This window comes from Pseudomonas granadensis, from assembly GCF_900105485.1.
GTDB classification, from domain to species: domain Bacteria; phylum Pseudomonadota; class Gammaproteobacteria; order Pseudomonadales; family Pseudomonadaceae; genus Aquipseudomonas; species Aquipseudomonas granadensis.
The window spans coordinates 3,413,050-3,438,907 of record NZ_LT629778.1 but is presented as its reverse complement, the minus strand read 5'-3'; the positions used below and the strand labels follow the sequence as shown (position 1 = coordinate 3,438,907).

Annotated in this window: 22 protein-coding genes; 9 read left to right on the top strand and 13 right to left on the bottom strand. The window is 60.5% G+C overall.

What is annotated here, in order from left to right; genetic code table 11:
• Nucleotides 1-144 precede the first annotated feature (144 nt).
• Together BLU52_RS15090 and BLU52_RS15085 are read right to left on the bottom strand one after the other, a co-directional pair.
• Nucleotides 145-900 (bottom strand): anti-sigma factor family protein, encoded by a 756-nt coding sequence (locus tag BLU52_RS15090; RefSeq protein WP_090284459.1) that lies wholly within the window; start codon nucleotides 898-900, stop codon nucleotides 145-147.
• Nucleotides 897-1,403, bottom strand: a complete 507-nt coding sequence (locus tag BLU52_RS15085; RefSeq protein WP_090284457.1) for a sigma-70 family RNA polymerase sigma factor — start codon at nucleotides 1,401-1,403, stop codon at nucleotides 897-899. The genes BLU52_RS15090 and BLU52_RS15085 overlap by 4 nt, the downstream gene beginning before the upstream one ends.
• Nucleotides 1,404-1,664: 261 nt before the next feature.
• On the opposite strand from BLU52_RS15085, the gene BLU52_RS15080 reads away from it, so the two are divergent.
• The 5 genes from BLU52_RS15080 to BLU52_RS15060 all read left to right on the top strand — a co-directional run bounded on the left by BLU52_RS15080 (nucleotide 1,665) and on the right by BLU52_RS15060 (nucleotide 7,178).
• Nucleotides 1,665-3,260, top strand: coding sequence for an amino acid adenylation domain-containing protein (locus BLU52_RS15080; protein WP_090284455.1), 1,596 nt, complete (start codon nucleotides 1,665-1,667; stop codon nucleotides 3,258-3,260).
• Nucleotides 3,257-4,591, top strand: a complete 1,335-nt coding sequence (locus BLU52_RS15075; RefSeq protein WP_090284453.1) for a hypothetical protein — start codon at nucleotides 3,257-3,259, stop codon at nucleotides 4,589-4,591. The genes BLU52_RS15080 and BLU52_RS15075 overlap by 4 nt, the downstream gene beginning before the upstream one ends.
• 52 nt (nucleotides 4,592-4,643) lie before the next feature.
• The gene (locus tag BLU52_RS15070) at nucleotides 4,644-5,408 is read left to right on the top strand and encodes an enoyl-CoA hydratase-related protein (protein WP_090284452.1); all 765 of its coding nucleotides are present in this window, start codon (nucleotides 4,644-4,646) and stop codon (nucleotides 5,406-5,408) included.
• Nucleotides 5,409-5,529: 121 nt separating this feature from the next.
• Nucleotides 5,530-6,636 (top strand): catalase family peroxidase, encoded by a 1,107-nt coding sequence (locus BLU52_RS15065; RefSeq protein ID WP_090284450.1) that lies wholly within the window; start codon nucleotides 5,530-5,532, stop codon nucleotides 6,634-6,636.
• Nucleotides 6,633-7,178, top strand: a complete 546-nt coding sequence (locus BLU52_RS15060; protein WP_090284448.1) for a cytochrome b — start codon at nucleotides 6,633-6,635, stop codon at nucleotides 7,176-7,178. Before BLU52_RS15065 ends, BLU52_RS15060 begins: the two co-directional genes overlap by 4 nt.
• A 58-nt stretch (nucleotides 7,179-7,236) precedes the next feature.
• On the opposite strand, the gene BLU52_RS15055 is transcribed toward BLU52_RS15060, so the two are convergent.
• Together BLU52_RS15055 and BLU52_RS15050 are read right to left on the bottom strand one after the other, a co-directional pair.
• Nucleotides 7,237-8,388 (bottom strand): M14 family metallopeptidase, encoded by a 1,152-nt coding sequence (locus tag BLU52_RS15055; RefSeq protein WP_090284446.1) that lies wholly within the window; start codon nucleotides 8,386-8,388, stop codon nucleotides 7,237-7,239.
• A gap of 479 nt (nucleotides 8,389-8,867) precedes the next feature.
• On the bottom strand, nucleotides 8,868-9,206 hold the full coding sequence (locus BLU52_RS15050) for a DUF6124 family protein (protein WP_090284444.1): 339 nt from the start codon (nucleotides 9,204-9,206) through the stop codon (nucleotides 8,868-8,870).
• A gap of 131 nt (nucleotides 9,207-9,337) precedes the next feature.
• On the opposite strand from BLU52_RS15050, the gene BLU52_RS15045 reads away from it, so the two are divergent.
• Entirely contained in the window at nucleotides 9,338-9,997 is a 660-nt protein-coding gene (locus BLU52_RS15045; RefSeq protein WP_090284443.1) for a LexA family protein, read from the top strand.
• A 39-nt stretch (nucleotides 9,998-10,036) separates the two neighbouring features.
• On the opposite strand, the gene BLU52_RS15040 is transcribed toward BLU52_RS15045, so the two are convergent.
• From BLU52_RS15040 to BLU52_RS15025, 4 genes are all read right to left on the bottom strand, one after another.
• On the bottom strand, nucleotides 10,037-11,986 hold the full coding sequence (locus BLU52_RS15040) for an acetyl/propionyl/methylcrotonyl-CoA carboxylase subunit alpha (RefSeq protein WP_090284441.1): 1,950 nt from the start codon (nucleotides 11,984-11,986) through the stop codon (nucleotides 10,037-10,039).
• Nucleotides 11,986-12,801 carry a gamma-carboxygeranoyl-CoA hydratase gene (locus BLU52_RS15035; RefSeq protein WP_090284439.1) on the bottom strand — a complete coding sequence of 272 codons (816 nt, stop codon included), beginning with the start codon at nucleotides 12,799-12,801 and terminating at the stop codon, nucleotides 11,986-11,988. The genes BLU52_RS15040 and BLU52_RS15035 overlap by 1 nt, the downstream gene beginning before the upstream one ends.
• A gap of 120 nt (nucleotides 12,802-12,921) precedes the next feature.
• Nucleotides 12,922-14,526 (bottom strand): carboxyl transferase domain-containing protein, encoded by a 1,605-nt coding sequence (locus BLU52_RS15030; RefSeq protein ID WP_090284437.1) that lies wholly within the window; start codon nucleotides 14,524-14,526, stop codon nucleotides 12,922-12,924.
• 109 nt (nucleotides 14,527-14,635) lie between these two features.
• Nucleotides 14,636-15,799, bottom strand: a complete 1,164-nt coding sequence (locus BLU52_RS15025; RefSeq protein ID WP_090284435.1) for an isovaleryl-CoA dehydrogenase — start codon at nucleotides 15,797-15,799, stop codon at nucleotides 14,636-14,638.
• A 297-nt stretch (nucleotides 15,800-16,096) separates the two neighbouring features.
• Between BLU52_RS15025 and BLU52_RS15020 the strand changes: the two genes are divergently transcribed.
• Nucleotides 16,097-17,794, top strand: a complete 1,698-nt coding sequence (locus tag BLU52_RS15020; protein WP_090284433.1) for an AMP-binding protein — start codon at nucleotides 16,097-16,099, stop codon at nucleotides 17,792-17,794.
• Between the two features lie 657 nt (nucleotides 17,795-18,451).
• Here BLU52_RS15020 and BLU52_RS15015 read toward each other — a convergent pair.
• The 3 genes from BLU52_RS15015 to BLU52_RS15005 all read right to left on the bottom strand — a co-directional run bounded on the left by BLU52_RS15015 (nucleotide 18,452) and on the right by BLU52_RS15005 (nucleotide 21,013).
• A complete protein-coding gene (locus BLU52_RS15015; protein WP_090284431.1) occupies nucleotides 18,452-19,351 on the bottom strand; it encodes a hydroxymethylglutaryl-CoA lyase in 900 nt (299 codons plus the stop codon).
• A 141-nt stretch (nucleotides 19,352-19,492) separates the two neighbouring features.
• Nucleotides 19,493-19,891 carry a MerR family transcriptional regulator gene (locus BLU52_RS15010; RefSeq protein WP_090284429.1) on the bottom strand — a complete coding sequence of 133 codons (399 nt, stop codon included), beginning with the start codon at nucleotides 19,889-19,891 and terminating at the stop codon, nucleotides 19,493-19,495.
• A 192-nt stretch (nucleotides 19,892-20,083) separates the two neighbouring features.
• Entirely contained in the window at nucleotides 20,084-21,013 is a 930-nt protein-coding gene (locus BLU52_RS15005; RefSeq protein ID WP_090284427.1) for a LysR family transcriptional regulator, read from the bottom strand.
• Between the two features lie 168 nt (nucleotides 21,014-21,181).
• On the opposite strand from BLU52_RS15005, the gene BLU52_RS15000 reads away from it, so the two are divergent.
• Nucleotides 21,182-22,411, top strand: a complete 1,230-nt coding sequence (locus BLU52_RS15000; RefSeq protein ID WP_090284425.1) for an acyl-CoA dehydrogenase — start codon at nucleotides 21,182-21,184, stop codon at nucleotides 22,409-22,411.
• A 140-nt stretch (nucleotides 22,412-22,551) separates the two neighbouring features.
• Here the strand turns inward: BLU52_RS15000 and BLU52_RS14995 are convergent, their stop codons facing one another.
• Both BLU52_RS14995 and xthA read right to left on the bottom strand, forming a co-directional pair.
• The gene (locus BLU52_RS14995) at nucleotides 22,552-23,886 is read right to left on the bottom strand and encodes a substrate-binding domain-containing protein (protein WP_090284423.1); all 1,335 of its coding nucleotides are present in this window, start codon (nucleotides 23,884-23,886) and stop codon (nucleotides 22,552-22,554) included.
• A 189-nt stretch (nucleotides 23,887-24,075) separates the two neighbouring features.
• On the bottom strand, nucleotides 24,076-24,888 hold the full coding sequence (gene xthA / locus BLU52_RS14990) for an exodeoxyribonuclease III (protein WP_090284421.1): 813 nt from the start codon (nucleotides 24,886-24,888) through the stop codon (nucleotides 24,076-24,078).
• Nucleotides 24,889-25,185: 297 nt separating this feature from the next.
• Here xthA and BLU52_RS14985 point away from each other — a divergent pair, with 297 nt between their 5' ends.
• On the top strand, nucleotides 25,186-25,836 hold the full coding sequence (locus tag BLU52_RS14985; RefSeq protein ID WP_090284419.1) for a GNAT family N-acetyltransferase: 651 nt from the start codon (nucleotides 25,186-25,188) through the stop codon (nucleotides 25,834-25,836).
• Nucleotides 25,837-25,858 lie beyond the last annotated feature (22 nt).

Below are 25,858 nucleotides of genomic sequence, written 5' to 3'. Positions count from 1 at the left end.
GAGCGTTGCGCAGGGAGTCAGCCTGGCGCTGATTTCCGTGTGGGAGCCAGCCTGCTGGCGATTGCGGTTCATCATTGCGCACATCAGTCGACTGACAGACCGTCATCGCCAGCAGGCTGGCTCCCACAGGGGTTCAGGCGGATTTCAGAAGGGTTGCGACGGCTTGAGCCGTTGCGCTGCCGGCAAATCTGTCGGACTGACCATCGCATAGTTGTATCCATCGCCCGACCAATACTCGGCCTGCAAATCTCCATCGCTGCGCCGGCCGCGCGGCAAAAAGGTGTTTTTCGGTCCCGGCGGGCGCACATAAAAGCTCACCTTGTGGCCGCTGCGATCTTCATACATGACCATCGCCGCCGGCCCCTCATCGGTGCTCAGCAGACGTCCGCTGACCGGTTCGAACCCGGCCGCCGTCAGATCCGGCAAGCGGCTGGCCTGGGTGAAATAACGATCGAGCCAGCGCTGCATGTCGCCATCATTGTCGACCTGGTAATCGGCCGGAAGCAGGCCTTGCTGGGCAATCAGGCGATAGGCCTGCAAGGCATCGGTCATCGGTAGCACCGAGGCGCGCACGAGGGTCATTTCCCGTGCCTGCCAACCACTGAAGCCACCGATGCTGACGGCGATCAGCAGCATCGCCGCGCTGGCCAGATGGCGCCGTGACTGACGCTGGCGGCGCTGGCGAATCAATGCCGGATCAAGCGCCGGATTGGCCGGTTGCTGCAACGCACCGCTCAGTGCAGCACGCAGTTGCTGAGCGTCGTGCTGCCAGGCACGAACCTGCGCCGCTTCGTCCGGGTGGCTGGCCAGCCAGGTTTCCAGCACACGCCGGTCGGCGTCGCTGAGTTGATGGTCGACGTAGGCGTGCAGGTCACGCTCGTTGGGAGGCAGGCTGATCATTTGAGTATCCGCAAAGAAGGGCTGGTGATTTCGCCGTCGCTCAATTGGCGCAGGGCCTGGCGAGCGCGGGACAGGCGCGACATCACGGTGCCGAGCGGGACGCCGAGAATCTCGGCGACCTCTTTATAGGACAGGCCTTCGACCGAGACCATCAGCAGCAGCGCGCGCTGTTCGGTGGGCAAACGGTCGAAGGCTTGCAGGGTAGATTGAGCGATCACGGTGCGCTCCACCGACGGTTCGGTGTCGTCGCGACCGGTGAAAAATTCGAGCATCCGCGCATAACGTCGAGAGCGGCGGTGCGCGTCGAGAAACTGCCGGTACAGGATCGCAAACAGCCAGGCGCGCAGGTCGCCGTCGGCGCGTTTTTCACCCCAACTCGACAAGGCCCGTTCCAGACTGGCCTGAACCAGATCGTCGGCGCTGCTGCTGTTGCGTGTCAGCGATACGGCGAAGCGGCGTAACCGGGGAATCAGTTCACGCAGTTGTTCATCGAGTACGTTCATGTCGAGATGTTCATTGCAGGCAATGCTCGGAGCCAGAGGGCGGAGTCTAGGGAAGACGTTCCGTGACGCAGGTTATTCCATCTCTATGACTAAATGTTTCATGCGCTCTGCATGTAAGAAAATTCGCCGCTTCTTGTCGTCCTTGTAATGGATTTTCCGTTCGCTGCTCAACCCATTTGAGACGCGCATCTGTCTGTGGCTGCAACCCAGCCCACAGCGGACGCGACCAGACAGGATTGAAATCAGCTAAAGGGATATTCCATGCAAGCGTTCGCAAGCACTCGCCGAGCAACACAGGGATTTGATAGCGCAGTAAAGGTCGAGACCGATCCATGGCAGCGATTTGGCTGCGGCCCAAAGGTCGAACCGGATGCGACGCTGATTCATTGTGCGATCGAAGAGCAGGCGCGTGTCCGGCCTGAAGCGATTGCCGCGCGGCATCAGGGGCAGTTCATTCGCTATGGTGAATTGAATCGCCAGGCCAATCGGCTCGCAGGCGTGTTGCTTGAGCAAGGTGTATCGCCTGGCGACCACGTGGCGTTGTTTGTCGAGCGTTCGATTCCGATGCTGGTGGGCATGCTGGCGGTGTTGAAAGTCGGCGCCGCCTATATTCCGCAACATGTCGGCATTACTCCCGTTGCGCAATTGCGTCACATCATGGACGTCGCCAAGGTGCGTGTGGTCCTGACCCTTGGCGAACTGGCACAAGCGATTCCCCTGACCCCGGCCCAACACTGCATTCATCTGGACGAGTTCATCAGCGTTGTCAGTGCGTCAGCGGATGAGCAGAACGTCGTGGGTGCAAGCTCATTGGTGGATCCGGTCTGTTTTGTGTTGTTTACCTCAGGCACGACCGGCCTGCCCAACGGCGTGCGCGTGACTCAGCGCAACGTGTGCAACATTTTGCTGACCGCACCCGGCAATCTCGGTATGCGGCCCGGATTGACAGTCGGGCAGATCCTCAACATCGCGTTCGACATGGCGGCCTGGGAAATACTCGGGTGTCTGGCCCATGGCGCAACGCTGTTGATTCGCGGCAAGGACATCGCGCAGACCGCCGAACAGTGCGATGTGTTGATCGCGACGCCTTCGATGCTCGCCACGCTGGATGCTGCTCGTTGCAGCCGGATGAAAGTGGTCGCTTTGGCCGTTGAGCCTTGCCCGCAGCCATTGGCCGATCGCTGGGCGGCGTTTTGCACGTTTTACAATGCATGCGGACCGACCGAAACCACCATCGTCAATACGATGCAGCATTATCGGGGGGCGGGAGCGCTGACGATCGGCAAGCCGACGCCCAATAACACCGTGTATGTGCTCGATGAGGCCGGGCAGCTTTGCGGCCCGGGCGAACAGGGCGAGATGTGGGCGGGTGGCGATTGCGTGACGGCAGGCTACCTGGGCAATCCCCAACTGACTGGCGAGCGCTACCAACCCGACCCGTTTCTGGGTCAGGGGCGCATGATGTTCCGCACGCGTGATCTCGGGCGCTGGACTGAAGGCGGTGAGCTGGAACACCTTGGACGAGTCGACGATCAGGTCAAGATCCGCGGTTTTCGGGTGGAGCTCGACTCGGTATCGACGGTGCTGGAGTCTGTGCCGAACTGCGAACGCGCGGTCACGCTCAAACTCGACAGCCGGCATCTGGTGGCATTCGTCTATCCCGCCAGCATCGACGTTGAGGCCGCTCGCGCCTGCTGTGAAAACCGACTTGCCTATTACTGCGTGCCGTCGCTGATTCTGGCCGTGGATGCGATACCGCTGACGTCCCGTGGCAAAGTCGACAAGCGCTTGCTGCTCGAATGGGCAGTCGCGCACCAGACGCAAGCGACTGGCACAGCGTCGCAGGTGCCGGCATGAGCGCGATGCAAACGGAGATTGTCTTGCCGCCGCGCCGTGCACTCTGGCGGCGGCTGGGAACACTGTCGCTGTTCTCGCATTACAACCGCTTGGTGATGCTGGTGCTGGCGTGCAACGTCGCGGTGCTGGGCTACGGGCTTGAAATCGGCCAATGGTGGTCTTCTGCCGGTGTGGATTTGCCGGTGCTGTCCGGGCTGGTGATGACCAACCTTTCGCTGGCGATCCTGATTCGTCAGCAGTACGTCATCAATCTGTTGTTCTGGCTGGCGACGCGGGCGCCGACGTGTTGGCCGCTGGCTATTCGCCGCTCGCTGGCCAAGGTCTATCACTTCGGTGGGCTGCACAGCGGTGGCGCGATGGCGGCGATTGCCTGGTTTGCGCTGCTGTTCGGTTCGATGATCTGGCAACGGTACGCAGGGCCGGGTGATGTTTCGCTGACGCTGCTTGGCCTCAATGGTGGGTTGCTCGGGCTGATGTTGCTGGTCGCGATCATGGCCATCCCGGCTATACGCGCGCGCTTTCATAATGCCTTCGAGCGAACTCACCGTTTCGCCGGATGGGCTGCGCTGGCGTTGTTTTGGGTAATCACAGTGGTGTCTGCCCGCGAGCAGAATCCGACGGCAGCGTTGTTCGACGTTGTTCCTCGCACGGTCTCGTTCTGGGTGCTGCTGCTGGTGACGCTCAGCGTCGCGCTGCCTTGGCTGCGGTTGCGTAAAGTGCCTGTCAGCCTCGTTCGCACTTCTTCACACGCAGTGATAGCCCGCTTTGCGCATCACACGCCGTTCGCCGGTTCCGCCACGGCGATCAGTCGCAGCCCGCTGTGGGAATGGCATTCCTTCGCGAATATTCCTGCGCCGGGCGAGGAAGGTTTCCGACTGATCATTTCCCGTGCCGGCGACTGGACGGGTGCCTTTATCGAGCAGGCGCCGACGCATGTCTGGGTCAAGGGCATCAGCACTGCAGGCGTTGCACGCATCGAAACGCTGTTCAAGTCAGTGGTGTATATCGCCACCGGCAGTGGTATCGGGCCTGTGTTGCCGCATTTACTGGCCAGGCAAGTGCCCATACGCCTGATCTGGTCCACGCGCAGCCCGAGGACAACCTATGGCGACGCGTTGGTCGATGAAATCCTGCAAGCCCAGCCTGATGCGCTGATCTGGGATACCGATGTGCGCGGAAAACCTGATCTGGTGACACTCGCTTATGCCGCCGTGCAGTCGTTCGGCGCCGAAGCAGTCATTTGCATTTCCAATCAGAAACTGACCGAGCAGGTCGTGGAGGAAATGGAAGCACGGGGCATTCCTGCCTACGGCGCCATTTGGGACTCCTGACCGTGCTGCGAAAACTTTTCCCGACAGACTTTTTCCGAGCGATGAGATGACCATGAGTGTATTGATCGAACGAATGGGCCGGGTCGTATTGATCCGGTTGAATCGACCACAGGCACGAAATGCCCTGAGTACGGCGGTAATGCACCAATTGCTGGACGCAATGCGCGGGTTGGACGCCGATCCTGAGGTAGGGTGTTTCGTGATTACCGGTACCCCCGAGTACTTTGCTGCGGGCGCGGACATCAAGGAGATGTACACCCAGTCGTGCCTGGACATGATTACCGAAGATTACTTCGCCGGATGGGATGCTTTCGCTGGGTTTCGAACGCCAAAAGTGGCAGCCGTCGCCGGGTTCGCCTTCGGCGGTGGCTGTGAGCTGGCGATGATGTGCGACGTAATCATCGCCGCTGAGTCCGCACAATTTGCTTTACCGGAAATCACCTTGGGCGTCATGCCGGGCATGGGTGGCACTCAACGGCTGACGCGGGCCATCGGCAGGGCCAAGGCTATGGACATGATTCTAACCGGGCGTGCGATGGGCGCGAGGGAGGCCGAGCAGGCAGGACTGGTATCACGCGTGACGGCCGCCGATCAGTTGCTCGAAGAGGCAGTGGCCGTGGCACGACGCATCGCCGGATTTCCGCGAACGGCGACGCTGGCTGCCCGCGAAGCGGTTAACCATGCGCTGGAAACGGGACTGCGCAACGGCGTGTTGTTTGAGCGCAGGGTGTTTCACGGTTTGTTCAGCACGCCCGGACAGAAAGAGGGAATGCAAGCCTTTCTGGAGAAGCGCGAGCCTCGTTTCGAGCAGCTTTGAATCGCTCAAGCGCAGCGTCCTACACGGTGCGGTGAAAGAAACTACAGTTCTGAAGGAATAAACCTGCGAGGCATACGTCTCATAGCACCTTTCCTTCTGGCCTTTGGCTCTGGAGTCTTTCATGGTTGACCGCATCTCACCTGATACAACGCCGCCCGGAAGGGCGCAGCGTCCACCCTTGGATGCTGCAAGTCTGATATTGCGCCTGGGCGGTATTGCCGTGGTTGTCGCCGCTGTGGCCGGGGCGTTTGCCTACGTGCATGGCAACTTGGACCCACAACGGCTGACGCCAAAAGCGCTGGTGGATGTGCTGGAAAAGAACAACGGTGTGCATCCCGGTTTTCGCCGCAACCACGGTAAAGGCGTGTGCGTGATCGGCCATTTCGAGAGCAGTGGCGAGGCGCGTGCGTTCTCCACTGCACAAGTGTTCAACGAGGCGCAAACGCCGGTGGTCGGACGTTTCGCACTGCCTTCGGGCAACCCGTACGCGCCGGACAGCAGCGTGCCGATCCGCAGTCTGGCGCTGCGTTTCACCCAGGCCAACGGCCAACAGTGGCGCACCGGCATGAACAGCATGCCGGTGTTTCCGGTGGGCACGCCAGAGGCGTTCTATCAGTTACAGCAGGCGCAGTCGCCGGACCCGGCCACCGGTAAGCCGGACCCGACGAAAGTCCCGGCGTTCTTCGCCGCGCACCCGGAAGCAGTGCCCTTTCTGACCTGGATCAAGACGGCCAGACCGTCGGCCAGTTACGCCACCGAAACCTATAACAGCGTCAACGCGTTTTATCTGGTCGACGGTAACGGCAAGAAACAGGCGGTGCGCTGGAACATGGCCCCCGTTGCGCGCGACGCTGCCGGTGCTACCGCGCCCGAGGGCGGCGATTTCCTCGAAAAGGATCTGGTGCAACGCCTGGCATCGGGGCCACTGCGTTTTCAATTGAATATCACCCTCGCCAATCCTGAGGATCCGGTCAACGACGCCAGCAAGAACTGGCCCGCCGAGCGCAAAGTGTTGAATGCCGGCACGTTGGTGCTGGAGAAAACCCAACCGCAGCTGAGCGGCGAGTGCCGTGACATCAACTACGATCCGCTGGTATTGCCGGCCGGCATTCAAGGTTCCGACGACCCGTTGCTCGCCGCCCGATCGGCCGGCTATGCCGATTCCTACCTGCGCCGGACCAGCGAAGTCAGCCAGTTGCCCGCCGCCAAACAGGAGGCTCGCCCATGAGCACCCAACCGACCCATTTCGTTTTGCTGGCGCGGCTGCTGCACTGGCTGATGGCCGTGATGATCATCGCCATGCTGTTTATCGGTGCCGGCATGGTCACCTCGGTGTCCGAGCGGCATGAATGGCTGATCCATCTGCACAAGCCGCTGGGCATTGCCATTCTCGCGCTGGCGATCGTCCGTCTGCTGGTGCGCTGGAGCACACGCCAGCCGCCGCTGCCGGCTGATCTACCGGACTGGCAAGCGCTGGCGGCCAAGGCTTCGCATTGGTTGTTGTATGGATTGATGCTGGTGTTGCCGTTGCTCGGCTGGGCGATGATCAGCGCCTCCGGTGAGCCGGTGATGCTGGGCACTGCGATGCAACTGCCGGCCATCGTGCCCGCCGATGCTCAGTTGTTCGCGCTGCTGCGCAAGGCGCACGGCTATCTGGCGTATCTGTTGTTTCTGACGGTGCTGGTGCATCTGGCGGCAGCGTTGTTCCATGGCTGGATACGGCGTGACGAAGTGCTCGACAGCATGTTGCGCGGTCGCGATCGCGGCTGATCGCCGCAACCGGCGCATCAAGTCGATGCGCCGGTTGCCGATCAGCGAGGGCAGGGGTTCAGCGCAGGATATCGACCATGTCGGCGATGGTGGTCAGCACATCCTTGCCCAATTGTTTCGAGCGCTTGCCCGACCAGCCGGTGATTTGGTCGGGGTGGTCATCGTGGTCCTTGAACGGCATTTCCAGTGTCAGCGACAGGCAGTCGTATTTCTGCCCGACACTGTTGCAAGCCAGAGTCATGTTGGCCTGGCCCGGTTCGTCGCGGCTGTAGCCGTACTGGGTCTGGAAATCCCTGGTCGTGTGCTTGAGGTGTGTGTTGAAGTGCCCTTCGAGCTTTTCGATGCGCGGCGTGAACCCGGGATTACCTTCGCAACCGGCAGTGAACACGTGGGGGATCTCCTCATCCCCGTGTACGTCGATGAACAGATCGACGCCATACTTTTCCATTTGCTGCTGTACGAAAAGTACTTCGGGGCTGATCTCCTGGCTGGCGTTCTGCCAAGCGCGATTCAAGTCCTGGCCCATGGCGTTGGTGCGCAAATGGCCGTGGAAGGCACCGTCCGGGTTCATGTTCGGCACCAGGTACAGATCGGCGCTGGCCAGCAGTTTGTTCAGCACCGGATCGTCTTGTCTTTCCAGGCGCTCGATCACGCCTTCCATGAACCACTCGGCCATGTGCTCGCCCGGGTGTTGCTGAGCGATGATCCAGACCTTGCGCTGGCCTTCGTCGCCGCTGCCCTTGCGCAGTAACTGGATGTCACGACCTTCGACGCTTTTGCCCGTCGCCAGCAGTTGCGTGCCGGCCTTGCTCAGTGCCTGCTCGATCAGCCAGTCATGGCGGCCGCGGCTGTACGGTTCGAAATAGGCGAACCAGGCGTGGGTCTGGGTAGCTTCGAGGCAGAAACGCAAGGAGTCGCCTTCGAAAATGGTCGGAATGCGGAACCAGTTGACGTGATCGTAGGACGCGACGGCCTGGTAGCCCGTCCAGGCTTTGTTATACGAAGACTGGCTGGCGTTGATCAGCCGGAACCAGTGTTCCTGGCCGACATGCAGACCGCTGGCCTTGAAGTGGAACCATTGAAAATGTGCGCTGCGGGTATCCGGGCGAATCGCCAGAACCGGGCTGAGCGGATTGCTGAGATCGATGACTTGAATGTTGCCGCTGTCGAAATTGGCGCTGATGTCGAACGAGGATTTGGCCACGGACATAATCGATTCCTGAACACGATTTTATGGCCGTCACTTTACACGCAGGCTGGTTTGAAACCGAGGGGAATTGCGGGGGCGGCAGCGGGGGGCGTCCTCCGTGACGCGCAAGCAGCTTAGAGAGTGTGCGAGTGATTCTCAAGTGCTAATTGGTAAAGTTTGCCCCAGTGTGGCCGGGCTTCGCTTGTCATCCGATATTCTTTTGATATTATCCGCGCCATCGAATGCGCAACACCCAAAGACTTCATTAGCCTGAAGCCATAAGCCCGAAAAACGGGCAAAAAAAGACCCGGCAAAAAGCCGGGTCAAAAACCGTGATTAGCCTGATGAGGAGATAGTCCAGAAGACCGACCTAAGGTCTCTGGGCCATCGACTGATCTCGCGATCAGCTGCTTGCAATAATAATCATTATCATTTGCAAGTCAAATGTTTTTATCCCCCTGATTGGAAAATTCTTTCCTGTCTCGTTCCGTCTGCTGTGCTCAGGCTTCTTCGCCATCGAGCGAATGGTCGACCATCGCCCGCGCCATATCCACCATGTGCACCACGGAAAACGCCAGATCGCGGCTCGCGCCCTGCAGGGTTTCCGCGGCCTTGAACGCTGTCGCCGCCGCACAGCGCAACAGGTCCGAAGCATGCACCAGGGCTTCTTCACCGCTGAGGTGACGTTTGACGTCGAAAAAACGCTCATCCACCTCGGGTTCTGACACAGCCGGTTTCAAGTAATAGTCCAGCGCCCGTTGCGCTGCCGCGTTGCCTTGAGGCGAAGTAAACGTGGTGTCCATTTGCAGATCGGGCAAGTCTTTGCTGCTGATAGTCATGATGACGAGGCACTCCTTGTTCGATTGAGAATCCGTCCTCTTAGCATAGTACTGTGCGTAGTTGTGACTAGAATTTAAATACTACAATTTGTGTTTTGCCGGCCGAAGGCGTCGACAGTAAGGTGCCGCACATGGATAAATGGATTGAGTTGGTCAAGGCCAAGATGAGTGAACTCAAAATCACTCAAACAGAGCTCGGAGAGCGCGTCGGCATGTCCCAGGGCGGGATCGGTCATTGGCTGAACAAGCGTCGCGAACCCGGTGTCACCGAGATGAACCGCGTGCTGCAGGCGCTGGGTCTGGATTTTCTCGAAGTGGTGCTGGTGATTCGTGAGCCGCAAGTTACGCCGGAGGACGAGATGCCGCTGGCGCAGAAGTACAACCCGTACTTCCGTTACCCGGTCAGCGATTGGCAGACGACGTGCGAGGTGCGCGAAGGCGACCCGGCGTCCTACACCAGGGCCTCCGCTAAACAGCGCTTCGAACTCACCGATTACCACGCACGCGGCGCGGCGTTCTGGTTGACGGTAGCGGGGGATTCGATGACCGCGCCGACTGGCCAGAGCATTGCCGAAGGCATGCTGATTCTGGTCGATCCGGCGGTTGAGGCGGTGCCGGGCAAACTGGTGATTGCCCAGTGGCCCGACAGCCCGGAAGCGATTTTCCGCAAACTCGACGAACAGGGCGGCCAGCGGTACCTGGTACCGCTCAACCCAACCTGGCCGAAAGCCTTGCTGACCGACGAGTGTCGAATCATTGGCGTCGTGGTGCAGGCCACGGCGCGTTACTAGTCAGATCGATCCTCGCCAGGCGTAGGATCGATCCTTCATTCACACGGCTTCCAGCTCCACCAGAGCGCTGCCTTCGCCGACCATTTCGCCCTCCTGACAATACAGCGCTTTGATCACCCCGGCATGCGGCGCGCGAACGCTGTGCTCCATTTTCATCGCTTCCAGCACCACCAATTGCGCCCCAGCCTCGACCGATTGGCCGGCCTCGACCAGCACGCGGACGATGCTGCCGTTCATCGGTGCAGTCAGACCGCCCTGATGGCTGTGACTGGCATCGACGGCGCTGATCGGGTCGTACGTTTCGATACGTCGTAACTCGCCGTCCCATTGCAGATACAGCGCATCGCCCTGGCGAATGGTGCGCAAACTACGGCGCACACCTGCTTCTTCCACGATGAGTGCTTCGCCGCTCAGTCTGGCATTGCCGGTGTCATTCAACGTCAGCGCTTTATCCTGACCTTCGCAACTCAAATGCAGGGTTGTTTCGCTTGGCAAGCCTGTGCGTAAACCGCTGTTGTGAGACCACGGCGAATCCGGATCATCCTCGCGTGTACGCTGCGGCAGACTCTGCGCCAGCGCTTGCGCCGCCGCGTTCCAGAACGCATCGCTCAACGGTTGCGCCGCTGGCAGCAGTTGCTCCTGATAGCGTGGAATAAACCCGGTATCCAGTTCAGCCGCAGCGAACGCCGGATGCGCAATGATCCGCCGCAAGAAGTTGATATTGGTCTTCAAACCGCCAATGGCGAATTCGTCGAGCATGCTCAACAAGCGCAACCGGGCCTGCTCGCGGTCCTCGCCCCAGGCGATAAGTTTGCCGAGCATCGGGTCGTAAAACGGCGAAATTTCATCGCCTTGCTCGACCCCGCTATCAACACGGCGCCCCGGCCCGGCGGCGGACTCTCGATACAGCGCCAAACGACCGGTCGCCGGCAGAAAATCATTCGCTGGATCTTCCGCATACAGGCGAACCTCAATCGCATGACCGTTGAGCGGCACCTGCTCCTGAGTGATCGGCAGCGCCTCACCACGGGCGACGCGAATCTGCCACGCCACCAGATCCAGACCGGTGATGGCTTCAGTCACCGGATGCTCGACCTGCAACCGCGTGTTCATTTCCATGAAGAAGAATTCGCCGCGTGCGTCCAGCAAAAACTCCACAGTCCCCGCGCCGACATAACCGATCGCCTGCGCCGAGCGCACGGCCGCTTCGCCCATCGCCCGCCGCAGTTCCGCGGACAGGCCCGGTGCCGGGGCTTCTTCGACGACTTTCTGGTGACGTCGTTGAATCGAGCAATCGCGCTCATTCAGGTACAGGCAATGGCCATGCTGATCGGCAAAGATCTGGATTTCCACATGCCGCGGCTTGAGCAGGTATTTCTCCACCAGCATCCGTGAGTCGCCGAACGACGACTGCGCCTCACGCTGCGCCGAGGCCAGCGCTTCGGCCAGTTGACTGACGTCCTCGACGACTTTCATGCCTTTGCCGCCACCCCCGGCGGTGGCTTTGAGCAGCACCGGATAGCCGATGCGCTCGCAGGCCGCGCGGAAGGTATCGAGATCCTGCGCTTCGCCGTGGTAACCCGGCACCAAGGGCACACCGGCCGTTTCCATCAGCGCCTTGGCGGCGGACTTGCTGCCCATGGCGTCGATGGCCGAGGCGGGGGGGCCGAGGAAGATCAATCCGGCCGCTTCGATGGCGCGGGCGAAACCGGCATTCTCGGAGAGAAATCCATAACCGGGATGGATCGCTTGAGCGCCGCTGGCCTTGGCCGCCGCGATCAATTTGTCGATCTGCAAATAACTGTCGGCCGCTTTGCTGCCGCCCAGATCGACGCGGATGTCCGCTTCACGGCTGTGCCGCGCTTCGCGATCAGTGGCGCTGTGCACCGCGACGGTGGTCAGGCCCAGGGCCTTGGCGGTGCGCATGATGCGGCAGGCGATTTCGCCACGGTTGGCCACCAACAGAGTGGTGAGAACGGGTGCGCTCATCAACGCGGCTCCTCGGTGGTGGTTGCGGCTTGCCAGCTCGGCGGACGTTTTTGCAGGAAGGCGCGCAGGCCTTCCTGGCCTTCAGGGCTGACGCGAATACGGGCGATGGCATTTTCGGTAAAGCGGCGCAGCGCCGGGGTCAGCGCGCCATGGCCGACCTCACGCAGCAAGTCCTTGCTGGCGCGCATGGCCGCAGGGCTGTTAAGCAGCAGATTGTTGATCCACTGTTCGACTTGTTGCTCGAGTTCGGCTGGCGGATAACTTTCGGACAGCAAACCGATCTCACGCGCCCGCTGTCCGCCGAAGCGTTCGGCCGTCAGCGCATAGCGCCGCGCCGCGCGTTCGCCGATTGCCTGGACCACGAACGGGCTGATCACTGCAGGCGCCAGGCCGATACGCACTTCCGACAGACAGAACTGCGCGTCATCGGCACCGATCGCCATGTCGCAGCAGCTGATCAGCCCCAGCGCGCCACCGAACGCGGCACCTTGCACCACCGCCAGTGCAGGAATCTTCAGCTTGGCGAGGTTGTACATCAGCTCGGCCAGCTCGCGGGCGTCGTCGAGGTTGGTGTGGTAATCGAGCTCGGCCGATTGCTGCATCCACGCCAGATCGGCGCCGGCGCTGAAGTGCTTGCCACGGCCGCGCAACAGCAGAAAGCGCAGACTGGCGTCGCTGGCGACCTTGTCCAGAGCGAGGATCAGTTCGCGGATCATCTCGGCGTTGAAGGCGTTGTTTTTCTCGGCGCGGTCGAGCCACAGCGTGGCGAAACCGCGTGGGTCGCTTTGCAGTTCAAGGGTATTGAAGTCGCTCATATTCATCCGTCTCCACGGTTTCTTGTGGGAGCGAGCCTGCTCGCGAAAGCGATGTATCAGGCGATGCATTCGCTACCTGACAAACCTGATTCGCGAGCAGGCTCGCTCCCACAGAAAGCATCACATCCGGAACACGCCGAAGCGGCTCGGTTCGATTGGCGCGTTCAGCGACGCGGAAAGGGCCAGGGCCAGCACATCGCGGGTCTGCGCCGGGTCGATGACGCCGTCGTCCCACAGTCGTGCGCTGGAATAGTAGGGGTGACCCTGCTCTTCGTACTGGTCGAGAATCGGCTGCTTGATCTCGCTTTCCTGTTCGGCGGTGAACGCCTGACCGCTGCGTTCAGCCTGCTCGCGCTTGACCTGCACCAGCACACCGGCGGCTTGTTCGGCACCCATGACGCCGATGCGCGCGTTCGGCCACATCCACAGGAAACGCGGGTCGTAAGCCCGCCCGCACATGCCGTAGTTACCGGCGCCGAAGCTGCCACCGATGATCACTGTGAACTTCGGCACCTTGGCGCAAGCCACGGCGGTCACCAGTTTGGCGCCGTGCTTGGCGATGCCGCCGGCCTCGTATTTCTGCCCGACCATGAAACCGGTGATGTTCTGCAGAAACAGCAACGGAATGCCACGCTGGCAGGCCAGTTCGATGAAGTGCGCACCTTTCTGTGCGGCTTCGGCGAAGAGGATGCCGTTGTTCGCCAGGATCGCAATCGGGTAACCGTGCAGATGGGCGAAACCGCAGACCAGGGTGGTGCCAAACAGTGCCTTGAATTCATCGAACACCGAACCGTCGACCAGCCGCGCAATCACTTCGCGCACATCGAATGGCTGCTTGGCATCGGCCGAGACCACGCCGTACAACTCATCGCTGGCATACAGCGGCGCAATCGGCGTGCGCTGCTGCACTTCGCCGAGCTTGCGCCAGTTGAGGTTGGCGACGCTGCGGCGGGCGAGGGCGAGGGCGTGTTCGTCGCTCTCGGCATAATGGTCAGCCACGCCGGAGGTCTTGCAATGCACATCGGCACCGCCAAGGTCTTCGGCGCTGACCACTTCACCGGTCGCGGCTTTCACCAGCGGCGGGCCGGCGAGGAAAATCGTCGCCTGGTTACGCACCATGATCGCTTCATCCGCCATCGCCGGCACGTACGCACCGCCTGCGGTGCACGAGCCCATGACCACGGCAATCTGGGGGATGCCCATCGCGCTCATGTTGGCCTGATTGAAGAAGATCCGCCCGAAATGCTCGCGGTCAGGAAACACTTCATCCTGACGCGGCAGGTTGGCGCCGCCCGAGTCCACCAGATAGATACATGGCAGGCGATTCTGCTGGGCGATGGTCTGCGCGCGCAGGTGCTTCTTTACGGTCAGCGGGTAATACGAACCGCCTTTCACCGTGGCATCGTTGGCGACGATCATGCACTCGACGCCTTCGACCCGGCCGATCCCGGCGATCACGCCCGCCGCCGGCACGTCCTCGCCATACACCGCGTGAGCGGCCAACTGGCTGATTTCCAGAAACGGCGAGCCCGGATCAAGCAAGCGGTTGATGCGCTCACGCGGCAGCAATTTGCCCCGCGACGTGTGTCGTTCCTGGGCCCTGGCGCCGCCGCCCTGTGCGACTTGGGCGAGCAACGTGTGCAGGGCGTCGACCTGCTTGAGCATTGCCGCGCTGTTGGCGGCGAACTCGGCTGAACGCGGATTGAGCTGAGTGTGCAAAATCATGGGGGGCTTACTCCGTAAGCAGCTTTTAGCTACAAGCGGCAAGCTGCAAGTTGGGGCAAGAGCGCGTTTCTCTTGCAGCTTGTAGCTTGCGGCTTGCAGCTGACGAAATTCATTTCGTTTCGTTGAAGAGTTCGCGGCCGATCAGCATGCGTCGGATTTCGCTGGTGCCGGCGCCGATTTCGTACAGCTTGGCGTCGCGCAGCAGACGGCCCGCCGGGAACTCGTTGATGTAGCCGTTGCCACCAAGAATCTGGATCGCGTCGAGGGCCATTTGCGTGGCGCGCTCGGCGGTGTAGAGGATCACCCCGGCGGCGTCCTTGCGGGTGGTTTCGCCGCGCTCGCAGGCCTGCGCCACCGCATAGAGGTAGGCGCGGCTGGCGTTGAGCTGGGTGTACATGTCGGCGACTTTGCCCTGGATCAGCTGGAACTCGCCGATGCTCTGGCCGAACTGCTTGCGGTCATGGATGTACGGCACGATCAGGTCCATGCACGACTGCATGATCCCGGTCGGCCCGCCGGAGAGCACCACGCGTTCGTAATCGAGGCCGCTCATCAACACTTTCACGCCGCCGTTGAGCACGCCGAGAATATTCTCTTCCGGCACCTCAACGTCATCGAAAAACAGCTCGCAGGTGTTGGAGCCGCGCATGCCCAGCTTGTCGAACTTGTTGCTGCGGCTGAAGCCTTTCCAGTCGCGCTCGACGATGAAAGCGGTGATGCCGTGCGGGCCTTTTTCCAGATCGGTCTTGGCGTAGATCACGTAAGTGCTGGCGTCAGGGCCGTTGGTGATCCAGGTCTTGCTGCCGTTGAGCACGAAACGATCGCCGCGCTTGTCGGCGCGCAGTTTCATCGACACCACGTCGGAACCGGCGTTCGGCTCGCTCATCGCCAGCGCACCCACGTGTTCGCCGCTGATCAGCTGCGGCAGGTACTTGCTTTTTTGCTCGTGATTGCCGTTGCGATTGATCTGGTTGACGCAGAGATTGGAGTGCGCGCCGTAGGACAACGCCACCGAAGCCGAGCCGCGGCTGATTTCTTCCATCGCCACCACGTGCGCCAGATATCCGAGGCCAGCGCCGCCATATTCTTCCGGGACGGTGACACCGAGCAGGCCCATGTCGCCGAATTTGCGCCACAGGTCGGCGGGGAACAGGTTGTCGCTGTCGATTTGCGCCGCGCGCGGGGCGATCTGGTCTGCGACGAAAGACTGAACCTGATCGCGCAGCATGTCGATGGTTTCACCGAGGGCGAAGTTCAGGGATGGATAGCTCATGCGGCACCTTTTGGCTTTTTTGTAGTGGCAGTGAAAACGGTCGGTCAGTTATCACCTTTACGTTAACGTAAGCCTGCGACGAATGACTGTCAATCACACTTTACGTTAACGTCAACTTGGGCGAGAGTAAGACCATTCAGGATTGAAAAGCGCAGTGCTTTCTGTAGGAGTGAGCCTGCTCGCGATGGCGATTTATCAGCCGATGACGAGGGTGACTGATCTGACGCCATCGCGAGCAGGCTCACTCCTACAGGGGTAACTTCGATACACCCGCTAATAAAGACAACAGGGGACATCATGAATCAACCCAGTGCCGCACCGCAGCGCAGCTACACCCGCGGTTCGCAGGACAAGGCCTTGCTCGCGCTGACCATTGGTCAGCAGTTTGATGCAACCGTCGAGCAGTACCCGGACGGTGAAGCGCTGGTGGTCCGCCATCAGCAGTTGCGCTATTCCTGGCGGCAGCTGGCCGAGGCAGTGGATGTGCATGCCCGGGCGTTGCTCGCGCTGGGTCTGCAAGCCGGCGACCGCCTCGGTATCTGGGCGCCGAACTGCGCGCAGTGGTGCATCACGCAGGTGGCCACGGCGAAAATCGGCGTGATTCTGGTCAATATCAACCCGGCCTATCGCAGCGCCGAGCTCGAATACGTGCTCAAGCAATCCGGCTGCCAGTGGCTGGTCTGCGCCGGGGCGTTCAAATCGTCCGACTACCACGGCATGTTGCAGGGGCTGCTGCCAGAACTGGCCGCGCACGCCACCGGCCAATTGAGCAGCGAGCGCCTGCCGGATCTGCGTGGGGTAATCAGCCTCGATGCGCAGCCGCCGCGAGGTTTTCTGCCATGGTCGCAATTGCCTGATCTCGCGCAGAGCGTCTCGCCCGAGCAACTGCGCGAACGCAGTAACAGCCTGCACTTCGATCAACCGGTGAACATTCAGTACACCTCTGGCACCACCGGTTTCCCCAAGGGCGCGACCCTCAGTCACTACAACATCCTCAACAACGGTTACATGGTCGGTGAAAGCATCGGCCTGACCCCGCGTGATCGTCTGGTGATCCCGGTGCCGCTGTATCACTGCTTCGGCATGGTCATGGGCAACCTCGGCTGCATCACCCACGGCAGCACGATGATCTACCCGAATGACGCCTTCGATCCGTTACTGACCCTGCAAACCGTCGCCGAAGAACACGCCACCGGACTCTACGGCGTACCGACCATGTTCATCGCCATGCTCGATCAGCCGCAACGCCGCGAGTTCGATCTGTCTAGCCTGCGCACCGGGATCATGGCCGGCGCGACGTGCCCGATCGAAGTGATGCGTCGGGTCATCAGCGAGATGCACATGAGCGAAGTGCAGATCGCCTATGGCATGACCGAAACCAGCCCGGTGTCGCTGCAGACCGGGCCGAACGATGAACTGGAATTGCGCGTGACCACCGTCGGCCGCACCCAGCCGCAACTGGAAAGCAAGATCATCGACGAGGCCGGCAACCTTGTACCGCGCGGCACCATCGGCGAGCTCTGTACCCGCGGTTACAGCGTCATGCTCGGCTACTGGAACAACCCGCAGGCCACCGCTGAAGCCATTGATGAGGCGGGCTGGATGCATACCGGCGATCTGGCGAGCATGGATGAGGCCGGCTACGTCAATATCGCCGGGCGCAACAAGGACATGATCATTCGTGGCGGCGAGAACATTTATCCGCGTGAGCTGGAGGAATTTTTCTTCACTCACCCGGCGGTGGCGGACGTGCAGGTGATCGGCATTCCCTGCTCGCGCTACGGCGAGGAAATCGTCGCGTGGATCAAGTTCCACCCCGGCCACAGCGTGTCCGAGCTGCAATTGCAGGCCTGGTGCAAGGAACGCATCGCGCATTTCAAGATGCCGCGGCACTTCAAATTCGTAGAAGAGTTTCCGATGACGGTGACGGGCAAGATTCAGAAGTTCAGGATGCGCGAGATCAGTATAGAAGAGCTGCGCGAACAGCAGCCCTGACACAAATCCCTGTAGGAGTGAGCCTGCTCGCGATAGCGGTGTGTCAGTCGATGCACATATTGGCTGACACACCGCTATCGCGAGCAGGCTCACTCCTACAAGGGATTCGGGGTGAATTCAGGAATCACAGAAAGCACAAAGGGGAGCCGAAGCTCCCCTTTAATTTGTCGTTGCGTGCTCTTTTTTATTATTGAGGGTCGGTCTGTTGTTGTTTTTGGCAACCGTGGCCCTTTACCGCTGTTTTTGGCGACCCCCATCCGGGGTCAAGAGCAAACGTATTTTTTTGAGCGCTGATCTGCTTTCTCGTTTAACGATCCAACCGATTCGGGAGCTACCTGAAGGTAGTTTTATTGTTCTCTGCCCGGTTGCGGGTCACTCCTGAGAGCACCCTGAAAAGCACACCTTCTCCAAAAAAATCTGTTAGCTGCGTCTCTGCCGTGTTGTTTTTGTTATGTCAGAGTCGTTTCGTCTTGTTTTTATTGGTTTGCGGCTTTTTATTCTTGTTATGCGATAGAGATAGCAGGTGTCGTGCCAACTTTTTAAAGCCCTTTAAAATCAACGGTTTGAGATTGTGAGATTTTTTAAACGCCCGCAAAGCCAGACAATTTGTTTCCGTGTTACTCGCTTTGCGCACAGCGCGAACTCAGCGGTAACACCTCACTGTGCGCTGCGCGCCTTGGCCACGCGCGAACCGCTCGGGCGGCCGAGCACCGTGCTGATCTGCTGACCCGCGGCAATCAAGGCGTCCAGGTCGATACCGGTCTCGATACCCAGGCCGTTGAGCAGATACACCACGTCTTCGCTGGCAACGTTACCGCTCGCGCCTTTGGCGTACGGGCAGCCGCCGAGACCGGCGATCGAGCTGTCGAACACGGCGATGCCTTCGAGCAGGCTGGCGTAGATATTGGCCATGGCCTGGCCGTAGGTGTCGTGGAAATGCCCGGCGAGTTTTTCTCGTGGTACCTGCGCCGACACCACCTCGAACAGGCGGCGAGTCGCGCCTGCGGTGCCGGTGCCGATGGTGTCGCCCAGCGAAACCTCGTAGCAGCCCATCGCGTACAGCTCACGCGCGACCATCGCCACTTGCTCTGGCGCGACCGTGCCTTCGTACGGGCAGCCGAGCACGCAGGAAACGTAACCGCGCACGGTAACGCCGTGTTGTTGCGCCGCTTGCATGATCGGCGCAAACCGCGCCAGGCTTTCGCTGATCGAGCAATTGATGTTGCGCTGCGAGAACGCTTCGGACGCGGCGGCAAACACCGCGACCTCCTTGACCCCGGCCGCGAGCGCATCTTCAAAACCGCGCAGATTCGGCGCCAGTGCACCGTAGGTCACGCCAGGCTTGCGCTGAATCTGCGCGAACACCTCGGCGGAGCCGGCCATCTGCGGCACCCATTTGGGTGAGACGAAACTGCCGACTTCGATGTAGCCAACGCCGGCGGCGCTCAAGGCATCAACCAGCTGCACCTTGTCGGCGACGCTGATCGGTTGGGCTTCGTTCTGCAGGCCATCGCGCGGGCCGACTTCGATCAGGCGTACTTGGGAGGGGAGGGACATGGGCTCACCTGTTCTTTTGAATTCGCGGAGATCCCTGTAGGAGTGAGCCTGCTCGCGATAGCGGTGTGTCAGTCGGTATATTTTTCACTGATACACCGCTATCGCGAGCAGGCTCACTCCTACAGGGGGATATGGTGTTTGTCAGATCGCCTGCTGGCTCTTGAGCGTCTGCTCCAATGCCTGCACGCAGCGCTCTTCGGCGGTATCGAGCTCGAGCTTCATCTGTTCGATGTCCAGCAATTGCTGTTCGAGTTGTTCGCGGCGTTCGGCAATTTTCGCCAGCATGCTGTTGAGCTGTTTGGTGTTACCGCTGGAGGGGTCGTACAACTCGATCAGCTCGCGACATTCGGCGAGGGAAAACCCGATGCGCTTGCCACGCAGGATCAGTTTCAGGCTGACCTTGTCGCGCGGTGAGTAGATGCGCTCCTGGCCGCGGCGCTCGGGGCGCAGCAGGCCTTGTTCTTCATAAAAACGGATGGCCCGCGTGGTGATGTCCAGCTCGCGGGCGAGGTCGGAAATGCTGTAGGTCTGGCTGCTCATGAAAGCGCTCGGAGAAGGGGCATGGCGCTAAGCTAATGGCGTGTTGACGTTTACGTCAAGCGGGATGATTTGTGGTGTCCTGGCTGGCCTCATCGCGAGCAGGCTCACTCCTGCAATTGGTCGCGTTTCGTCAGTTGGAATGCGAACAATGGAGTGAGCCTGCTCGCGATAGCAGCGCCACGGTTTCAAGCCCTACACCTTATCCAGCTTCTTCTCCTGCGCCGTCACCTGCTGGCACAACTCGATCATCTGCTCGCGCATCCAGCGATTCGCCGGGTCCTGATCGGTGCTTTCGTGCCAATAAAGGTGCGTTTCCACCGACGGCACATCGTTCACCGGCAGATTGAACGATTGCAGGTCATGGCGTCGGGCAAAACGTTCCGGCACGGTCATGACCATGTCGGTCTGCTGCATCACTTGCGAGGCCATCAGATAGTGCTGCGAGCGCAGGGCGATCTTGCGTTGAATGCCCATTTTGCCCAGCGCCAGATCGACATAACCCAACCCGCTGCGGCGGCTGGAAATGTGAATATGCGTCAGCGACAGGTAATCATCCAGCGAGAGTTTTTCCTTGCCCGCCATGGGATGGCCCTTGCGCATCGCACAGACGTAACGGTCGTCCATCAGCTTGACGTGGCGCACCTGGGGGTCGGTGTTGAGCGGTGCATCGACGGCGAAATCCAGACGCCCGGCCGCCAGTTCCTTGGTGGTTTCCCGGCGTTTGGACAGAAAGCTTTCAATGATCACCGTCGGCGCCAGTCGGCGCAAGCGCTGAAACAAGGGCGGCAGAATGATTGCTTCCGTGAGGTCGGTCATGCTGATGCGGTAGGTCTTGACCGCTTGCGCCGGGTTGAAAATGCGGCTTTCCTGCACCGATACGCGCAACAGCGACAGGGCGTTGCGCACCGGGCCAATGATGTTCTGCGCCATCGGCGTCGGCACCATGCCCTGCGCTGTGCGCACGAACAACGGATCGTTGAAGGTTTCACGCAACCGCGCCAACGCGTTGGACACCGCCGGCTGGGTGATGCCGACAATCTGCCCGGCGCGGGTCAGGTTGGCTTCGGTGTAGATCGCGTCAAAGACGATGAAAAGGTTGAGGTCGACCTTGCTCAGATTCATTACGCGGCTTCTCTTGTTATTCAGGGCGATATTCAGGGCTGGCCATCAGCCGATCATATATCGGTGATGAATGTTTATACACGCCGAGAATAGGCTAGGTAAATTATCAGCGCTGTTCTAGCATCGATTGCATGACCTGAACAACCTCCATAAGAGAAGGTGCTGCCCATGGATTTCGCTTATTCGCCCAAGGTTCAACAACTGCGTGAGCGCGTGACCGCGTTCATGGACACTTACGTTTACCCGGCCGAAGCCGTGTTCGAGCGCCAGGTTGCCGAGGGTGATCGCTGGCAGCCAACGGCAATCATGGAGGAGCTCAAAGCCAAGGCCAAAGCCGAAGGCCTGTGGAATCTGTTCCTGCCGGAGTCGGAGCTGGGCGCTGGCCTGACCAACCTTGAGTACGCACCGCTGGCGGAAATCATGGGCCGTTCGTTGCTCGGGCCGGAGCCGTTCAACTGCTCGGCACCGGACACCGGCAACATGGAAGTGCTGGTGCGTTACGCCAACGAAGAGCAGAAACAGCGCTGGCTCGAACCGTTGCTGCGCGGCGAAATCCGCTCGGCGTTCGCCATGACCGAACCGGACGTTGCCTCGTCTGACGCGACCAACATGGCCGCTCGTGCGGTGCGCGATGGTGATGAGTGGGTGATCAATGGCAAAAAGTGGTGGACCTCAGGCGCCTGTGATCCACGCTGCAAGATCCTGATTTTCATGGGCCTGAGCAACCCCGATGCACCGCGCCACGCCCAGCATTCGATGATTCTCGTGCCGGTCGACACCCCTGGGGTGAAAATCGTCCGTCCGTTGCCGGTGTTCGGTTACGACGACGCGCCGCACGGCCACGCCGAAGTGTTGTTTGACAACGTGCGCGTGCCGTATGAAAACGTTCTGCTCGGTGAAGGTCGCGGTTTCGAAATCGCCCAGGGGCGTCTCGGCCCGGGACGGATTCACCACTGCATGCGTTCGATCGGCATGGCTGAGCGCGCGCTGGAATTGATGTGCAAACGTTCGGTCAGCCGTACCGCGTTCGGCAAACCGCTGGCGCGGCTGGGCGGCAATATCGACAAGATCGCCGACTCGCGGATGGAGATCGACATGGCGCGCCTGCTGACGCTGAAAGCGGCGTACATGATGGATACCGTCGGCAACAAGATCGCCAAAAGCGAGATCGCGCAGATCAAGGTCGTCGCGCCGAACGTCGCTTTGCGGGTGATCGACCGCGCGATCCAGATGCACGGCGGCGCCGGGGTCTCGAACGATTTCCCGCTGGCCTACATGTACGCCATGCAACGCACCCTGCGCCTGGCCGACGGCCCGGACGAAGTGCACCGCGCGGCAATCGGCAAGTTCGAAATCGGCAAATATGTGCCGAAGGAAATGCTGCGCAGCGGTCAGTAACACCGCGTTATCGTTCATCGCGGGCAAGCCCGCTCCCACAGGGATCTGCAGTGGACATGAGTCTCGTGTTCACCATCGAAACCTGTGGGAGCGGGCTTGCCCGCGATGGCGTAAGCAGGTTCACTACATCAGGGGCTGAGTCAGTACACCCAAACCTCAACCCGCCGATTCCGGATCCGCCCCTGATCCGCATCATTCGCCGCCACCGGCATCAACGCGCCGAAACCGCGAACCTCGCGCAGCACCACACCGTTCCTGACCAGCTCGCGGCGCACCGCCATCGCCCGCAGCTTCGACAGCAGGTCCGCACGTGCCGGGTCATCCTTGGCATCGCCAAAGCCAACCAACGTCACCGCCCGCTCGCTCTTGTCATGACGCTTTATATAGTCGAGCACCCGCGCCATATCCTGCCGCGCCTTATTGTCCAGGCTCGCGCTGCCTTCCTCGAAGCGGAAATTCACCGTCAGACGCTGGGCGTGCCGACTGAGCGCTTGATAACCCTCGGGCATCAGCGCATTCGACGCCACGCTCATGGCGTGCACGGTCTGGCTGACAAAACCATTGGCCGCGACAATCTGCTGGCCTTGGCGACTTTGCGCAAACATCACCAAAGCTTTCGCCCAGGGATTCTGGCTCTGTGGCGGTAGATAGAAGAACAACCGTCGCGACAACGGGTAATCCTCCGTGGCAATCAGGCTGCCGAGGGGCAGCATCGGCAGTGATGCGCCGTCGCTGATGGCCACGGCTTTGGCTTGGCGGACATAAGGAAGACCGATAAAACCGATGGCCTGCGGATCGCTGCTGACCGCATCGGATAATTGCTCGCTGGATTCGAAACGTTTCGCCGCGCTGTTCAGACTTTTCCCACGATGGCTGAGGACCAGTTCCTTAAACGTGTCGTAGGTGCCGGACTGATCATCGCGCGCATAAAGATGTATCGGGCCGCCACGTCCGCCGAGCGCTTCCCAGGTTTTCACCTCGCCGGCAAAGATCCGCGCCAGTTGCTCGGTGTCCAGTTGCTGCAATGGATTGTCGGGATGAACGATGATTGCCAGGCCATCGATGGCGATGACCTGCTCAGCGCCCGGGCTTTTCAGATCGCCCAGCGCTTGCAGGGCCTGCAACTCGCTGTCCTTGATCTCGCGGGAAGCGGCGGCGAGGTCGGCGCTGGCGTTTTTCAGGGCGACGAAACCGGTGCTGGAACCGTGCGCGGCCACTTCGATCACCACGCGCTGACCTTCGGCGGTCTGGCCGACGATGCGCTGCTCGTTGGCGGCGTCCGGGGTTTCACGATGGATCTTCAGCAGACCTTGTTTCTGCAACAGGCCTTCCACCAAGGCCGGGCCGAGTTCGGCGCCGATGGTGTTGGAACCCTGAATGCGCAGGGCCGGGCCGTTTTCCGGCAAGGGCAGGGCAGCGGCGCAGACCGGAAGCCAGGCGCTGAATAGAAAAACGCAGAACACACGCAGGGACATGCCGGCACCGAATCAGGCCTGGGGGATTGCCGGGGAGATTAAGTCAGGCGCATGACCGAAAGATGACAACGGATCCCCTGTAGGAGTGAGCCTGCTCGCGATCACGGTGGATCAGTCGACATAAATGTTGACCGGTACACCGTGATCGCGAGCAGGCTCACTCCTACAGATAACGCGTAAGGTTTGGGATCAGGCCAGCTCGAGCCAGATCGGCGCGTGGTCCGAGGGCTTTTCCATCCCGCGCAATTCGTAGTCCACGCCGGCGTCCTTCACCCGTGGCAGCAAACCATGGGAGGCGAGAATCACGTCGATGCGCAGGCCACGCTTCGGTTCATCCTCAAAACCACGGCTGCGGTAGTCGAACCAGCTGAACATGTCGGTCACGTCCGGGTTCAGGTGCCGGAAGCTGTCGGTCAGGCCCCAGTTTTTCAGGCGCGCCATCCACTCGCGTTCTTCCGGCAGGAAGCTGCATTTACCGGTTTTCAGCCAGCGCTTCATGTTGTCCGGGCCGATGCCGATGTCGCAGTCTTCCGGGGAAATGTTCACATCGCCCATCACCACCAGCGGCTGTTCGTTGTGAAACTGGCTTTCCAGCAACGCTTGCAGATCGCTGTAGAAACGTTGCTTGGCCGGGAATTTTGTCGGGTGGTCGCGGCTTTCGCCTTGGGGAAAATAACCGTTCATGATCGTCACCGGCACGCCATTGGCATCGGCGAAGGTGCCCCAGATAAAACGCCGTTGGGCATCTTCTTCGTCAGTGGCGAAACCTTTGTGAATAGCGATCGGCTCTTGGCGCGAGAGCAGGGCGACACCGTAATGGCCTTTCTGCCCGTGGAAATACACGTGGTAGCCGAGGGCGCGCACTTCTTCCAGGGGGAACTGGTCGTCGTGGACCTTGGTTTCCTGCAGGCCGATCACGTCCGGTTGATGTTTTTCGATCAGCGCCGCCAGCTGATGCGGACGGGCCCGCAGTCCGTTGATGTTGAAGGAAACAATCTTCATGGTCGGCAGTCCTGGCAAAAGGGCGATGCTAGCTGACATGGGGGATGGGGGCCAGTGTGGGAGAAATCATTTTGTGCTGTGGGATTTGGGTTGCCTGTGATGACGCCTTCGCGAGCAGGCTCACTCCTACAGGGGAACGCATTTCAATTGTAGGAGTGAGCCTGCTCGCGATAGCGCCATAACAGTCGATGAAGATCCGAGGTTGGTCTATACCTGTGGGGGAACCACACCACCCGCCCAAGGTTCGTACCAACAAGCGCGCCATCCTTCGAGCGCGCCCCGGGGAGAATCACCACCATGCCTGACACCCAGACCGCCATCGCCGACATCCACATGCTCGACCGCGGTTATTCCCGCGAAGCCCGCTCGCTGCTGTATCAGGCCTACCGTCACGAGCCGACCTTCGGCTACCTGTTCGAAGCCGAACGCCCGGGTTATGAACAACGCGTGCGCGCCACGGTGCGTGAGCTGGTCAAGCAGCATTTTCTCCAGGACCTGCCGGCGATCGGACTGCTGGTCAACGATCGGCTGATCGGCATCGCCCTGATTGCGCCGCCGCAACGGCGCCTGGGGGTGACAGAGAGCTGGGCGTGGCGCCTGCGCATGGTGCTCAGCACCGGGTTTCGCTGCACTCGGCGCTATCTGGAATATCACGATGCCGTCGCCGCGTGCGTGCCCGGTGACTCGGTGCACATGCTGCCATTGCTCGGCGTGCATCCGCAATTTCAGGGCAAGCACTACGGCGAACAATTGCTCACCGCCGTACACAACTGGTGCGCCGTCGACGAAACCTCCCAAGGCGTGGTGCTCGACACCGGTAACCCGCGCTACCTGGAATTTTATAAAAGGCAGGGTTATCAGGAGATCGGCGAGGTTGCTGTCGGGCCGGTGCGCGAACACGTATTTTTTCATGCCAATCCGCAGGTGTTACACACAGCAACGGGTTAACCGTAGAACTTCTTCACAAATT